Below are 12,209 nucleotides of genomic sequence, written 5' to 3'. Positions count from 1 at the left end.
GCCGCCGCCGCGCCGGTCCTGACCGCGTCGCGCGCGGTGCCCGCCGCCGCGGGCGTCGCCATGGCCGCGCCCTCGCGCGCGGTGCCGCCGGCCTACGACGAGGCCCCCGCCGAGCGCGTTGCCGGATTGCAGGCCGACCTCGCCGTCGAGGAAGCCTGGACCGAGGCGGCCGAGCCGCTCGACATGGCGCCCTATGCGGAGGCCGAGGCCGAGGCAGACCCCGCGCCGCAGCCGGTGCTCGAGCGCAAGACCGGCGCGCCGCGCCCGGCGGTTCCGCCCGCGCCCGCGATGGCCCCGTCCGAGGACGAGGACGACCTGAACGTTTTCGAGGACGCCTGGGACGACGACGCCCGCGCACCCGCCGTCGCCGGGCCCCGCCCGCAGATCCCCGTCGCGCAGCCCAAGAAGGTCGTGCAGCAGCCGCAGCCCAAGCCCATGCAGCCCTCGCGCCGCGCGCAGGAGGAGGCCGAGCCGCGCCTGCGCTTCGACGAGCCGCAGGTCGCCTACGAGCTGCCGCCGCTCTCGCTGCTGATGAACCCCGACCGGATCCAGCGTCACCACCTGTCCGACGAGGCGCTGGAGGAGAACGCGCGCATGCTGGAGAGCGTGCTCGACGATTACGGCGTGAAGGGCGAGATCGTCAGCGTGCGGCCCGGCCCGGTCGTCACCATGTACGAGCTCGAACCCGCGCCGGGCCTCAAGGCGTCACGGGTGATCGGCCTTGCCGACGACATCGCGCGGTCGATGTCGGCGCTTTCCGCGCGTGTCTCGACCGTGCCCGGCCGTTCGGTCATCGGGATCGAACTGCCGAACGACAACCGCGAGATGGTCAGCTTCCGCGAGATCCTGTCCTCGCGCGACTACGAGGACGGCAACCGCAAGCTGCCGCTCGCGCTCGGCAAGGACATCGGCGGCGACCCGATGGTCGCGAACCTCGCCAAGATGCCGCACCTGCTGATCGCGGGCACGACCGGCTCGGGCAAGTCGGTTGCGATCAACACCATGATCCTCTCGCTGCTCTACAAGCTGTCGCCCGACGACCTGCGGCTGGTCATGATCGACCCCAAGATGCTGGAACTCAGCGTCTACGACGGCATCCCGCACCTCCTCTCCCCCGTGGTGACCGATCCCAAGAAGGCGGTCGTCGCGCTCAAGTGGGTGGTGGGCGAGATGGAGGACCGCTACCGCAAGATGTCCAAGATGGGCGTGCGCAACATCGACGGCTACAACGGCCGCGTCGAGGAGGCGCTCGGCAAGGGCGAGATGTTCTCGCGCACCGTGCAGACGGGCTTCGACGACGAGACCGGCGAGCCGGTCTTCGAGACCGAGGAAATCCAGCCGGTCAAGATGCCCTACATCGTGGTCATCGTCGACGAGATGGCCGACCTCATGATGGTCGCGGGCAAGGAGATCGAGGCCTGCATCCAGCGTCTCGCGCAGATGGCGCGCGCCTCGGGCATCCACCTGATCATGGCGACGCAGCGTCCGTCCGTGGACGTGATCACCGGCACGATCAAGGCGAACTTCCCCACCCGGATCTCGTTCCAGGTGACCTCCAAGATCGACAGCCGCACCATCCTCGGAGAGATGGGCGCCGAGCAGCTCCTCGGCATGGGCGACATGCTCTACATGGCGGGCGGGGCGAAGATCACCCGCTGCCACGGCCCGTTCGTGTCCGACGAGGAGGTCGAGGAGGTGGTGAACCACCTCAAGGCCTTCGGTCCGCCATCCTATGTGGGCGGCGTGGTCGAGGGACCCGACGAGGACAAGGCCGACAACATCGACGCCGTGCTCGGGCTCAACACCGGCGGCAATACCGGCGGCGAGGACGCGCTCTACGACCAGGCGGTGGCGATCGTCATCAAGGACCGCAAGTGCTCGACCTCCTACATCCAGCGCAAGCTCGGCATCGGCTACAACAAGGCCGCGCGCCTCGTGGAGCAGATGGAGGACGAGGGCGTGGTCAGCTCCGCGAACCACGTGGGCAAGCGCGAGATCCTCGTGCCCGAACAGGCCTGACCGCGGGGCGGAACCCTCGCCGAGGCGCGGCGTTGCCCTGCCATGGCGATGCCGAACGCAGACGGAGCCACCGGCCACGGCCGGGACGGCGCGGTCGAGGACGTCCTCGACCGCCTGACGAAACCGGGCGTGCCGCAGGCGCAGGGCGCCGCGCCGGCCGGCCGGCCGGCGCTCACGTCGCATGACGGTGTCTTGATGGCGGGGAGGCCCGCCGCGGCCTCGGCCGCCTTGATCGGCGGCCCCGCGCTGCTTTTATCCGCTTTCTGACCGTTGTCATCGCTTGACAGGCGCGGTCGTTGCATATCCCCGCGGACCAGTAGACCCGCACCGAACGAGGAGCCGACACATGCGAGCCGCCAAGCTCATCACCGCCTTCCTTCTCACGATCGCGACGGCGCTTCCGGCCGCGGCGCAGCAGCTGTCGCTGGGCGAGATCTCGTCCTACCTGAACCAGCTCGATTCCGCGCAGGGGTCGTTCACCCAGATCAACGCCGACGGCACGATCTCGACCGGCACCGTGTCGATCCAGCGCCCGGGCAAGGTCCGCTTCGACTACAACCCGCCCGAGCAGGCGCTGGTGATGGCCAACAACGGCACGGTCGTCGTCTTCGACCGCAAGGTGAACGCGGCGCCCGAGACCTACCCGCTGAGCCAGACGCCCCTGTCGATCATCCTCGCCGCCGACGTGAACCTCGGGCAGGCGGGCATGGTCACGCGGCACGAATACGACGGCACCGCGACCATCGTCACGGCGCAGGACCCGCGCAATCCGCAATACGGCAACATCCAGATGAAGTTCACCGGCAACCCGGTCGAGCTGCGCCAATGGGTCATCAACGATTCGAACGGCTCGTCGACGACGGTGGTGCTGGGCGGGCTCGAGCGGCGGCAGGTGGCCTCGGGCCTCTTCAACATCCGCGGCGAGATGGCCAAGCGCGACTGACGCGGCGTTCCCGGTCGTCCGGTGATCCTGCCGGGCGGCCCCGCGGCGGCGACGTCGCGGACACGAATTTGCAGGTATACAGCTGCCCCCGATCGCGCTAGGAGGGCGCCTCCGACCCGTTCCGGCGGTCGGGCTCCAGCGCCGCGACTCGGTCGCGCACCTACCAGATCGGCTTCCCTGATGATCCAGACCCTCTCCGATGCGCTCGCCGAGCGCGGCTACGACACCTTGACCCCCGTCCAGGAGGCCGTGACCGCGCCACACCTGGCCGAGGCCGACCTGCTCGTGTCGGCGCAGACCGGATCGGGCAAGACCGTGGGCTTCGGGTTGGCCATCGGGCCCACCATCCTCGACGAGGACGGCTCGCTCGGGCCCGCCGCCGCGCCCCTGGCGCTGGTGGTGGCGCCCACGCGCGAGCTGGCCTTCCAGGTGACGCGCGAGCTCGGCTGGCTCTATGCCGCTGCCGGAGCGCGGGTCGTCTCCTGCGTCGGGGGCATGGACATGCGCGACGAGCGCCGCGCCCTCGAACGCGGGGCGCACATCGTCGTCGGCACGCCGGGGCGCCTGCGTGACCACATCCAGCGCGGCTCGCTCGACCTGACCGCGATCCGCGCCGTCGTCCTCGACGAGGCGGACGAGATGCTCGACCTCGGCTTCCGCGAGGACCTCGAGTTCATGCTGGGCGAGGCCCCGGCCGAGCGCCGTACGCTCCTTTTCTCGGCGACCGTGCCCCCCGCCATCGCCACGCTCGCGCAGCATTACCAGCGCGACGCCGTGCGCGTCACGACGCTGTCCGAGCGCAGCCAGCACGCCGACATCGCCTACCAGGTGCTGAAGGTCGCGCCGCAGGACGCCGAGAACGCCATCATCAACGTGCTGCGCTATCACGAGGCGCAGAACGCCATCGTCTTTGCCAACACGCGTGCCACGGTGAACCGGCTGACCGCACGGTTCTCCAACCGCGGCTTCGCCGTCGTGTGCCTGTCGGGCGAGCTCAGCCAGTCCGAGCGCAGCCATGCGCTGCAGGCGATGCGGGACGGGCGGGCGCGGGTCTGCGTGGCGACCGACGTCGCCGCGCGGGGCATCGACCTGCCGAACCTCGAACTGGTGATCCATGCCGAGCTGCCGTCGAACGCGGAAGGCCTGCTCCACCGGTCGGGCCGGACGGGGCGCGCCGGGCGCAAGGGCATCTCGGCGCTGGTCGTGCCGCCCAAGGCCACCGGCCGCGCGGAGCGCCTGCTGAAGAGCGCGCGCGTCACCGCCGAATGGACGACCGCCCCCGGCGCCGACGAGATCCTGCGCCGCGACGAGGAACGGCTGCTGGCCGATCCCACCTGGGACGAGACCCCGAGCGAGACCGAGGCCGCGTTCGCCGCGCGCCTTGTGGCCGAACGCGGTCCCGAGGAGATCGCGGCGGCCTACCTGCGGCTCTACCGCACGCGCCATTCGGCGCCCGAGGACCTCGCCGATCCGGACGCGCGCCACGCCCCGGTCGAGCGCGCGCCCTTCGGCCCGAGCGCGTGGATCGCGCTGTCCGTCGGCCGCGACGAGCGGGCCGAGCCGCGGTGGCTCCTGCCGCTCCTCTGCCGCGCGGGCGGGCTCGAGAAGGAATCGATCGGCGCCATCCGCGTCCAGGCGACCGAGACCTACGTGGAACTGACCGAGGCGAGCCTGCCCAGGTTCCTCGCCGCCCTCGGTGACGGCGGGGAGCTCGAGAAGGGCGTGACCGCACGCCGGGCCGACGGCCCGCCGCCGCAGGCGCCGCGCAAGCCGGCATCCGACCGTCCCGCGAGGCGGCCGAAGCCGGAGCGCGAAGATGCGGAGACCCCGCGCGCCGCCGCGCCCGCGCCCGTTCCCGCGGCCCGTGAGGACGCTTCGGACGCCCGGACGCAAGGCGCGGCCCCCGCGCCGAGACCGCAGAAGCCCGCGCCGAAACCGCGGGACGAGGCACAGGCTTCGCGTCCCCGCAAGGCGTGGGGCGAGGCGAAGCCCCGCGGCGACGGACCGGATGCCAAGCCCCGCAAGGCGTGGGGCGAGGCGAAGCCCCGCGGCGACGGACCGGATGCCAAGCCCCGCAAGGCGTGGGGCGAGGCGAAGCCGCGCGGCGACGGACCGGATGCCAAGCCCCGGAAGGCGTGGAGCGACGCGAAGCCGCGCGGCGAGGGGGCGGAGGCCCGCCCCGGCAAGCCAAGGCCTGCCGGCAAGCCGCGGGATACGGGCGCTCCGGGCGCACGGCCGAAATTCGCGAAGGGCGCGGGACCTGCGCGCGAGCGGTCCGAGGGCGGCGCGGGCGCGAAACGCAAGCCCGGCGCGCCCGCGAGCCGGGCCTCGGCGTCCGACACCTCGCAGCGCTACGATCCGACGGGACGGTCCGCGAAAGGGCCGCGCAAGGGCCCCGCGCCCCGGCGCGGCGACGGGGGCAGCCAGACGCCGAAGCGGCCGAAACGCTAGGCGCGGGGCCGTTCAGGTCCCGCCCGAGGCGGGCAGGTCCCGCGTCACCGCCACCGCGTGGGCGCGCCTGACCCGCTCGATGTCGGCCGGGAAGGACAGCGCGCGCTCAGCCCGGTCGAGCGCGACCTTCGCCTGCCGTTCCGCCGCCACGGGCAGGCCCTCGCCGGCCTCGTGGACAAGGATGCCGAGCGCCTTCTGCACCCAGATGTCGAGCTCGACCGACCCGACCCCGTCCTTGATGATCGCCGCGAGCGAATCCTCGAGCAGGTCGTCCGGATCGAGCCTCGGCACGCGTACCCGGCGGTGCTTCGGCTGCTCGCGCTCCGCCGCGCCGGGCGCCATGCTCCAGTCTCGCAGAAGCCGCGCGATGCGCACGACGATGTCGATGGCGGTGCCGGGGTCGTTGACCGCCGGCGACAGCGCGCGCGAGCCGATCTCGGACAGGGCGATCAGGCCGAAGCGTGGGTCGTTGGCATAGCTGCGCCGCGGGGCGAGCACGAAGGCGTCGCGCAGCGCGTCCGTGTCCGCGTCGTCCCGCGGACCGTGTCCCTCGATCACGAGGAGCGGGCGGCGTGCCGTGGTGAGCGTGCCGGGCAGGGCGCGCAGGTGGATCGTCGCCCCGTGCCGTTCCGCCCAGTCGTCGAGCGCGGCCATGTCCACGTGCTGGACGAAGGCGATCTCGTCCGCGTGCACAGCCTGGCCGTCGGGCGGGGGACCCGAGGCGGGCAGGCCCGAAAGCGGCGCCCACGGCTTCCAGTGGGAAAAGGCCTCGCGGGTGGCGGCCTCGACCTTCTCGATCGTGTTTCCCATCCGGCCGAGGCGCGCGATGTTGTCGACCCAGCGCACGAAGGTCAGGATCACCCACCCGAAGACGGCGAGCGTGAAGAGGAAGATGGCAAAGCGCCCTGCCACGCCGAAGTATTCGACCCGGACGGCGATGATGCCCACGATGCTGAAGATGAACGCGCCGACGAAGCTCGAGAGCGCGGTCTGCGACAGCCCGTCCGACACCACGAGCACGAAGGCCCGCGGCGTCGCGCTGCCGCTCGCCGAGGCGTAGGCCGACAGCATCGACCCGACCGAGAACGTGGCGACCCCGAGCATGCTGGCCGAGATCACGGTCAGGAGCTTCTCGAGCGTGTCGAAGCTGATGTCGGGCACCAGGTCTTCGAGCGGCAGGCGGTCGGCGACATGCGCGACGAAGACCGCGGCGAGCGCGAAGACCGCGTAGCCCAGTGGCTTTATCCAGAGCTTCTGGCGCAGGGCGCGCAACGTGAACATGAGCTTGCTTCGGATCATGCGGGTTGGTCTCCTGCGGCAGGGGCACGGCGCCCGGGCGGACCCAAGCACGTTTCGGCGGCCGACCAAAGACCCCCTCGGCACCGGACCCTGTCGATATGTCGTTGCGGCAATATCCGCGCGGCGGCGCATCCCGGCCTGTGTCACACGCCGACGCGCCTTGTGCGCACGATCGCCGGTTTGGCATAGTCGCGCGCATGATGCCTCCCTCCGTCCCTCCGGGCGACACGCCCTCGCTGCGAATCCGCATCGTCTTCGGCGACGACGCGATGCTTGGGCCGGGCAAGGCGGACCTGCTCGAGCGCATCCGCGATACCGGCTCCATCGCCGCGGCCGGACGCGCCATGTCCATGAGCTACAAGCGCGCCTGGATGCTGGTGGAAGAGATGAACAACGCCTTCCGCGACCCTCTGATCGAGTCGACGCGCGGCGGTCCCAGGGGCGGCGGTGCGCGTCTGACTGAGGCCGGCGCCGAGGTGCTCGCCAATTACCGCAAGCTCGAGGAGATCATGGCCGAGGCCGGCGCGGCGCGGATCGGGACGATCCAGTCCATGCTCAAGGATATTCCCGGCTGAAAATATCGCTTGCCCGACGGGATCCCGGTTGCGATATGTTCACCGAACCATATCAGAAGGCAGGGAGCCGCCCCAATGGTCCGTTCGTCGATCTCCCGCCCGGTGCTGGCCGCCGCGCTGGCCCTGCCGGCGGCGGCAGGGGCAGAGGAGATCACGGTCTTCGCCGCCGCGAGCCTGACCACCGCGCTCGCGGAGATCGAGACGGCGTTCGAGGCGGCGACGGACCATGACGTCGTCGTGGCGCTGGCCGGCTCCTCGGTGCTGGCCCGCCAGATCCGGCAGGGCGCGCCTGCCGACATCTTCATCTCGGCCAGCACGGACTGGATGGACGCGGTCGAAGCGGACGGCCTCCTGGAACCCGGCACGCGCGTGGACCTCCTCGGCAACAGCATCGTGCTCGTGGCCTCCGGCAGCGACGCGGCGCCGGTCGAGATCGAGCCGGACCTCGACCTTGCCGGGCTGCTGGGCGACGGGCGGCTCGCCATGGCGCTGGTCGATGCGGTGCCGGCGGGCATCTACGGCAAGGCCGCGCTCGACGGCCTCGGGCTCTGGGACGCGGTGGCGCCGCAGGTGGCGCAGGCCGACAACGTGCGCGCCGCGCTCGCCTTCGTCACCGCCGGAGAGGCGCCCTACGGGATCGTCTACGCAACCGACGCCGCGGCCGCGGATACCGCCACCGTCGTCGGCACATTCCCCGCGGACAGCCATCCGCCGATCGTCTACCCGGCCGCGGACCTCGCGACGCGCGACGTTCCCGCCGAGGCGGAATTCCTGGACTACCTGCGCGGACCAGAGGCGCGGGCCGCCTTCGAGCGGCAGGGCTTCACCCTTCTCGCGCCCTGACGCATGACGGGCTGGCTCGGTCCCGAGGAGTGGCAGGCGGTCGCGCTCTCCCTCCAGGTGTCGCTCTGGGCGACGCTTGTCAGCCTGCCGCTCGGCATCCTCGTGGCCTACGCGCTCGCGCGCTGGCGCTTCCCCGGCCGGCAGGTGCTGAACGGGCTCGTGCACCTGCCGCTGATCCTGCCGCCGGTGGTCACGGGCTACCTGCTGCTCCTGACCTTCGGCACGCGCGGGCCGGTGGGCAGCATCCTCGCCGACTGGGGCATCGTGCTGGCCTTCCGCTGGACGGGCGCCGCGCTCGCGGCCGCGATCATGGCCTTCCCGCTCATGGTGCGCGCCATCCGGCTGTCGATCGAGGCGGTCGACCCGAAGCTCGAGGAGGCGTCGGCCACGCTCGGCGCCGCGCCGGTCTGGGTGTTCCTGACCGTCACGCTGCCCATGGCGCTGCCGGGCATCGTCGCGGGCGCCATCCTCGCCTTCGCCAAGGCGATGGGCGAGTTCGGCGCCACGATCACCTTCGTCTCCAACATCCCCGGACAGACGCGCACCGTGCCCTCGGCGATCTACGCCTTCCTGCAGGTGCCGGGGGGCGAGGCGTCGGCGATGAAGCTGGTGATCGTATCGGTGGTCGTCGCTATGGGCGCGCTCCTGCTGGCGGAACTGGTCGGGCGGCGCGTCGCCGCGCGGGTCGGGGGCGCGTGATGCTCGAGGTCTCGGTGCGCCACGCCTTCGGCGCGTTCTCGCTCGACGCGGCGTTCCGCGCGCCGCCGGGGCTGACCGTGCTGTTCGGCCGGTCGGGGTCGGGCAAGACCACCATCGTGAACGCGGTCGCGGGGCTGCTCATGCCGGAGGCGGGCCGCATCGCCGCGGGCGAATGGACGCTTCTCGACACCGACCGGGGCGTCGCGCTCCCGCCGCACCGCCGCCGGCTTGGCTACATCTTCCAGGAGGGGCGGCTCTTTCCGCACCTGACCGTGCGGCAGAACCTGTCCTATGGCGTGCGTTTCGCGCCCCGCGACGCCCCGCGCGAGGACCCGCGCCGGGTGATCGACCTCCTCGGGATCGGGCACCTCCTCGACCGGCGGCCGGGCGCGCTTTCGGGGGGCGAGAAGAGCCGCGTCGCCATCGGGCGCGCGCTCCTGTCCACGCCGCGGCTGATCCTTGCGGACGAACCGCTCGCCGCGCTCGACGAGGCCCGCAAGGCGGAGATCCTGCCCTATTTCGAGCGGCTGCGCGACGAGGTGAGCATTCCGATCCTCTATGTCAGCCATTCGGCGTCCGAGGTTGCGCGTCTTGCCACCACGGTCGTCGCGCTCGACGCGGGGCGGGTGATCGCGCAGGGGCCCGCGGCAGCGGTGCTGGGCGACCCGGCGGTCCTGCCCACGGGCCCGCGCGAGGCAGGCGCGGTCCTGACCGCGCGCGTGGCGCGGCACCACGACGACGGGCTGACGGAACTCGATGCGGGGGGGCTCGCGCTGTTCCTGCCGCGGGTCGCCGCCGACCCGGGCGGCACCCTGCGCATCCGGATCGCCGCGCATGACGTGATCCTCGCGCGCGCGCGCCCCGAGGGGCTGTCGGCGCTGAACATCCTGCCGGGGGTGATCGAGGACATCCGCCCGGGCGAGGGGCCGGGCACCATCGTGGCGCTCGACACCGCCGCGGGCCGGGTGCTGGCGCGCATCACCCGGCGGTCGGCGGCGGCGCTGCGGCTCGAGACCGGGGCGCCCGCCTACGCGATCATCAAGGCGGTGTCGGTTGCCACCTCGGACATCGGCGGGACGGCGGCGCGCTGAGGCGAATCGCCGCCGCCCGTGCCGTCCTCAGCGCGCGTGGCGGCAGGAGGCCAGCTGCGCCTGGTAAAGCGCCGCGCGGCTCGCCACCCGGTCGGACACCCGCAGGAGCCAGGCCTTCTGGTTGTAGGAGCCGCGGGCATAGCCGGTCCGTCCCTCGTGGTAGGCGAGGTACTGGTTGCGCGCGTCCCACAGCGAGATGCCGAGGCTGTCGCGCGTCTGGGTCATGTACCAGCCCATGAAGTCGGTGGCGTCGTTGATGTGGTCGCGGCGCGTGCGGTAGCCGCCGTGGCCCGCCTGGTATTCCTCCCAGGTGCCGTCGAGCGCCTGCGAGTAGCCGAAGGCCGAACTCTGCCGGCCGATCGGGATCACGCCCAGCGAGTACTGGAACGGGGTCCGGGCATCGCCGACGAACTTGGATTCCTGGTGAATCGTGGCCATCTGGACGTGCACGGGCACGCCCCACTTGCGTTCCGCCGCCTTGAACGCGCGGTAATATTGCGGCCGCTCACGGACGATCTCGCAGGCGTTGTCCAGGTTCGACGGGGGGGTGGAGGAACCGCCACCGCCGCAGGACGCCACCAGCAACAGGATCACCAGAGCGCGAAGGGATCTGCTCATCTGCCTCTCGCTTTGTCTGCTCTTGTTTTTTCGAGCAGTGTAACGGATCGGCGCCGTACGCGAAATCACAATCCGATGGGCCGGCGCCCCGCCGCCCGGATCCGGGACCGTTGCCGGGCGGAGGTCGCGGGGAACGCCCGAGAATCGACTGTCGGACGTAGCCGCACACAGTGTTTCCGGCAGAAATGAGGCGTCAAATTGGACAAATCCCCATTGATCGAGCTAGTCTCTGCGACTAAGAGGACGATCCGATGCACACACAGCGCGCCAAATACAATCTTGGTCAGGTGGTCCGTCACCGCAAGCACCCGTTCCGGGGCGTCGTGTTCGACGTCGACCCGGAATTTGCGAACACCGAGGAATGGTACGAGTCCATTCCCGAGGACAGCCGGCCGGCGAAGGAGCAGCCGTTCTACCACCTCCTGGCGGAGAACGACCAGAGCTTCTATGTCGCCTACGTGTCCGAACAGAACCTCGTCGCGGACTATTCCGGCGAACCCGTCGACCACCCGGACATCGCCGACCTCTTCGGCGCGTTCCAGGACGGTTCCTACGAGTTGCATTTCCAGATGAACTGAGCGCGTGCGCGCGGGTCTCAGCCCGCGCGCACGATGGCGGTGAAGCGCGCGACGTCCTCTTCGGTCAGCGACCAGCCGCAGACCAGCCGCACCACGAGATCCCCGGTGTCGTCGCCCGCGTCCGGGTCGCCCTGCCAGACGTAGTAGCTGGCCCCCTCGGCGCGCAGGCGGTGATGGACCGCCCGGGGCAGGGTCGCGAATACGATGTTGCCGCGCGCGTCGTTCAGCACCTGCGCGTGCTTGCCGAGGCCCGCCACCAGTTCGGCGCAGCGCGCATTGGCGCGGGACGCGAGGTCGCGCCAGAGATCGTCCGACAGGTAGGCGTCCATCTGGGCGGCAAGATAACGGAACTTGGAGAAGAGGTGCCCGCCCCGCTTGCGGCGCAGCTGGAACTCCCAGTGCCTGGCCGGATCGAAGAAGATCACCGCCTCGACCCCCATCAGGCCGTTCTTGGTGCCGCCGAAGACAGCGACATCGACGCCTGCCTTCCACGTCATCTCGGCCGGCGTGCATCCGAGCGCGACGCAGGCATTGGCAAAGCGCGCGCCGTCGAGATGCACGGGCAGCTTGGCCGCGCGCGCCACCGCCGTCAGGGCATGCAGGTCGTCGAGGTCGTAGAGGTTGCCGCGCTCGGTGATCTGCGTGATCGAGACCGCGCCGCGCTGTGCGCCGTGCACCCCGCGCGTGCCCTCGGCCGCGACGGCGGCCTCGAGCGCCGCCGGTGTCATCCGGTCGCCGCCCGGCACCAGCGTCAGCTTGGCGCCGCCGGTGTAGAACTCGGGCGCGTTGCATTCGTCCTCGTGGATATGCGCCACGGGCGCGCAGAACACCGTGTCGAAGGGCTGCACCAGCGAGGCGAGCGCGAGGCTGTTCGCCGCCGTGCCGGTCGCCACCAGCTCGACCGCCGCCTCGGGCGCCTCGAAGAGCTCGCGCAGGCGGTCGCGCACACGGTGGGACAGCGCGTCCTCGCCGTAGCCCGGCACGTGGCCGTCATTGGCGCGGGCGAGCGCGTCGAGCACCTGCTGCGGCACCGGGCCGGCATTGTCCGAGGAAAAGTGCATGCTGGCGGCCTTCTCGTCTGGCGCGGGCCGGT

12 protein-coding genes are annotated in these 12,209 nt (G+C 71.4%); 9 read left to right on the top strand and 3 right to left on the bottom strand.

What is annotated here, in order from left to right; all coding sequences use genetic code 11:
• From RISW2_RS05965 to RISW2_RS05950, 4 genes are all read left to right on the top strand, one after another.
• The coding region (locus RISW2_RS05965) for a DNA translocase FtsK (RefSeq protein WP_280113158.1) at positions 1 to 2,019 on the top strand (2,019 nt) is incomplete at its 5' end.
• A 42-nt stretch (positions 2,020 to 2,061) separates the two neighbouring features.
• Positions 2,062 to 2,286 carry a hypothetical protein gene (locus RISW2_RS05960; protein ID WP_043767879.1) on the top strand — a complete coding sequence of 75 codons (225 nt, stop codon included), beginning with the start codon at positions 2,062 to 2,064 and terminating at the stop codon, positions 2,284 to 2,286.
• Between the two features lie 79 nt (positions 2,287 to 2,365).
• A complete protein-coding gene (locus RISW2_RS05955) occupies positions 2,366 to 2,962 on the top strand; it encodes a LolA family protein (RefSeq protein ID WP_043767878.1) in 597 nt (198 codons plus the stop codon).
• Between the two features lie 180 nt (positions 2,963 to 3,142).
• Positions 3,143 to 5,413 (top strand): DEAD/DEAH box helicase, encoded by a 2,271-nt coding sequence (locus tag RISW2_RS05950; RefSeq protein WP_043767876.1) that lies wholly within the window; start codon positions 3,143 to 3,145, stop codon positions 5,411 to 5,413.
• A gap of 12 nt (positions 5,414 to 5,425) precedes the next feature.
• Here RISW2_RS05950 and RISW2_RS05945 read toward each other — a convergent pair whose 3' ends face one another.
• Positions 5,426 to 6,712, bottom strand: coding sequence for a DUF2254 domain-containing protein (locus RISW2_RS05945; RefSeq protein WP_051491821.1), 1,287 nt, complete (start codon positions 6,710 to 6,712; stop codon positions 5,426 to 5,428).
• A 197-nt stretch (positions 6,713 to 6,909) separates the two neighbouring features.
• Between RISW2_RS05945 and RISW2_RS05940 the strand changes: the two genes are divergently transcribed.
• From RISW2_RS05940 to modC, 4 genes are all read left to right on the top strand, one after another.
• A complete protein-coding gene (locus RISW2_RS05940) occupies positions 6,910 to 7,287 on the top strand; it encodes a winged helix-turn-helix domain-containing protein (protein WP_156943785.1) in 378 nt (125 codons plus the stop codon).
• A 75-nt stretch (positions 7,288 to 7,362) separates the two neighbouring features.
• Positions 7,363 to 8,130, top strand: coding sequence for a molybdate ABC transporter substrate-binding protein (modA, locus tag RISW2_RS05935; protein WP_043767873.1), 768 nt, complete (start codon positions 7,363 to 7,365; stop codon positions 8,128 to 8,130).
• A 3-nt stretch (positions 8,131 to 8,133) separates the two neighbouring features.
• Positions 8,134 to 8,829 carry a molybdate ABC transporter permease subunit gene (modB, locus tag RISW2_RS05930; RefSeq protein ID WP_043767870.1) on the top strand — a complete coding sequence of 232 codons (696 nt, stop codon included), beginning with the start codon at positions 8,134 to 8,136 and terminating at the stop codon, positions 8,827 to 8,829.
• On the top strand, positions 8,829 to 9,920 hold the full coding sequence (gene modC, locus RISW2_RS05925; protein ID WP_043767868.1) for a molybdenum ABC transporter ATP-binding protein: 1,092 nt from the start codon (positions 8,829 to 8,831) through the stop codon (positions 9,918 to 9,920). The genes modB and modC overlap by 1 nt, the downstream gene beginning before the upstream one ends.
• Positions 9,921 to 9,947: 27 nt before the next feature.
• On the opposite strand, the gene RISW2_RS05920 is transcribed toward modC, so the two are convergent.
• Positions 9,948 to 10,538, bottom strand: a complete 591-nt coding sequence (locus tag RISW2_RS05920; protein ID WP_043767865.1) for a transglycosylase SLT domain-containing protein — start codon at positions 10,536 to 10,538, stop codon at positions 9,948 to 9,950.
• A 251-nt stretch (positions 10,539 to 10,789) separates the two neighbouring features.
• Here RISW2_RS05920 and hspQ point away from each other — a divergent pair, with 251 nt between their 5' ends.
• On the top strand, positions 10,790 to 11,116 hold the full coding sequence (gene hspQ, locus RISW2_RS05915; protein WP_043767863.1) for a heat shock protein HspQ: 327 nt from the start codon (positions 10,790 to 10,792) through the stop codon (positions 11,114 to 11,116).
• 17 nt (positions 11,117 to 11,133) lie between these two features.
• Here hspQ and RISW2_RS05910 read toward each other — a convergent pair whose 3' ends face one another.
• Positions 11,134 to 12,177, bottom strand: coding sequence for a threonine aldolase family protein (locus tag RISW2_RS05910; RefSeq protein WP_043767860.1), 1,044 nt, complete (start codon positions 12,175 to 12,177; stop codon positions 11,134 to 11,136).
• Positions 12,178 to 12,209 lie beyond the last annotated feature (32 nt).

Origin of the sequence: Roseivivax isoporae LMG 25204 (assembly GCF_000521865.1) — a bacterium.
Lineage (GTDB): Bacteria > Pseudomonadota > Alphaproteobacteria > Rhodobacterales > Rhodobacteraceae > Roseivivax > Roseivivax isoporae.
This window is presented reverse-complemented; position numbering and strand designations above follow the sequence as displayed.

Bases quoted from the DNA above. Each gene is read 5' to 3' on its own strand.
- RISW2_RS05960 (WP_043767879.1), top strand. From the start codon at position 2,062: ATGGCGATGCCGAACGCAGACGGAGCCACCGGCCACGGCCGGGACGGC.
- RISW2_RS05955 (WP_043767878.1), top strand. From the start codon at position 2,366: ATGCGAGCCGCCAAGCTCATCACCGCCTTCCTTCTCACGATCGCGACG.
- RISW2_RS05950 (WP_043767876.1), top strand. From the start codon at position 3,143: ATGATCCAGACCCTCTCCGATGCGCTCGCCGAGCGCGGCTACGACACC.
- RISW2_RS05945 (WP_051491821.1), bottom strand. From the start codon at position 6,712: ATGATCCGAAGCAAGCTCATGTTCACGTTGCGCGCCCTGCGCCAGAAG.
- RISW2_RS05940 (WP_156943785.1), top strand. From the start codon at position 6,910: ATGATGCCTCCCTCCGTCCCTCCGGGCGACACGCCCTCGCTGCGAATC.
- modA (WP_043767873.1), top strand. From the start codon at position 7,363: ATGGTCCGTTCGTCGATCTCCCGCCCGGTGCTGGCCGCCGCGCTGGCC.
- modB (WP_043767870.1), top strand. From the start codon at position 8,134: ATGACGGGCTGGCTCGGTCCCGAGGAGTGGCAGGCGGTCGCGCTCTCC.
- modC (WP_043767868.1), top strand. From the start codon at position 8,829: ATGCTCGAGGTCTCGGTGCGCCACGCCTTCGGCGCGTTCTCGCTCGAC.
- RISW2_RS05920 (WP_043767865.1), bottom strand. From the start codon at position 10,538: ATGAGCAGATCCCTTCGCGCTCTGGTGATCCTGTTGCTGGTGGCGTCC.
- hspQ (WP_043767863.1), top strand. From the start codon at position 10,790: ATGCACACACAGCGCGCCAAATACAATCTTGGTCAGGTGGTCCGTCAC.
- RISW2_RS05910 (WP_043767860.1), bottom strand. From the start codon at position 12,177: ATGCACTTTTCCTCGGACAATGCCGGCCCGGTGCCGCAGCAGGTGCTC.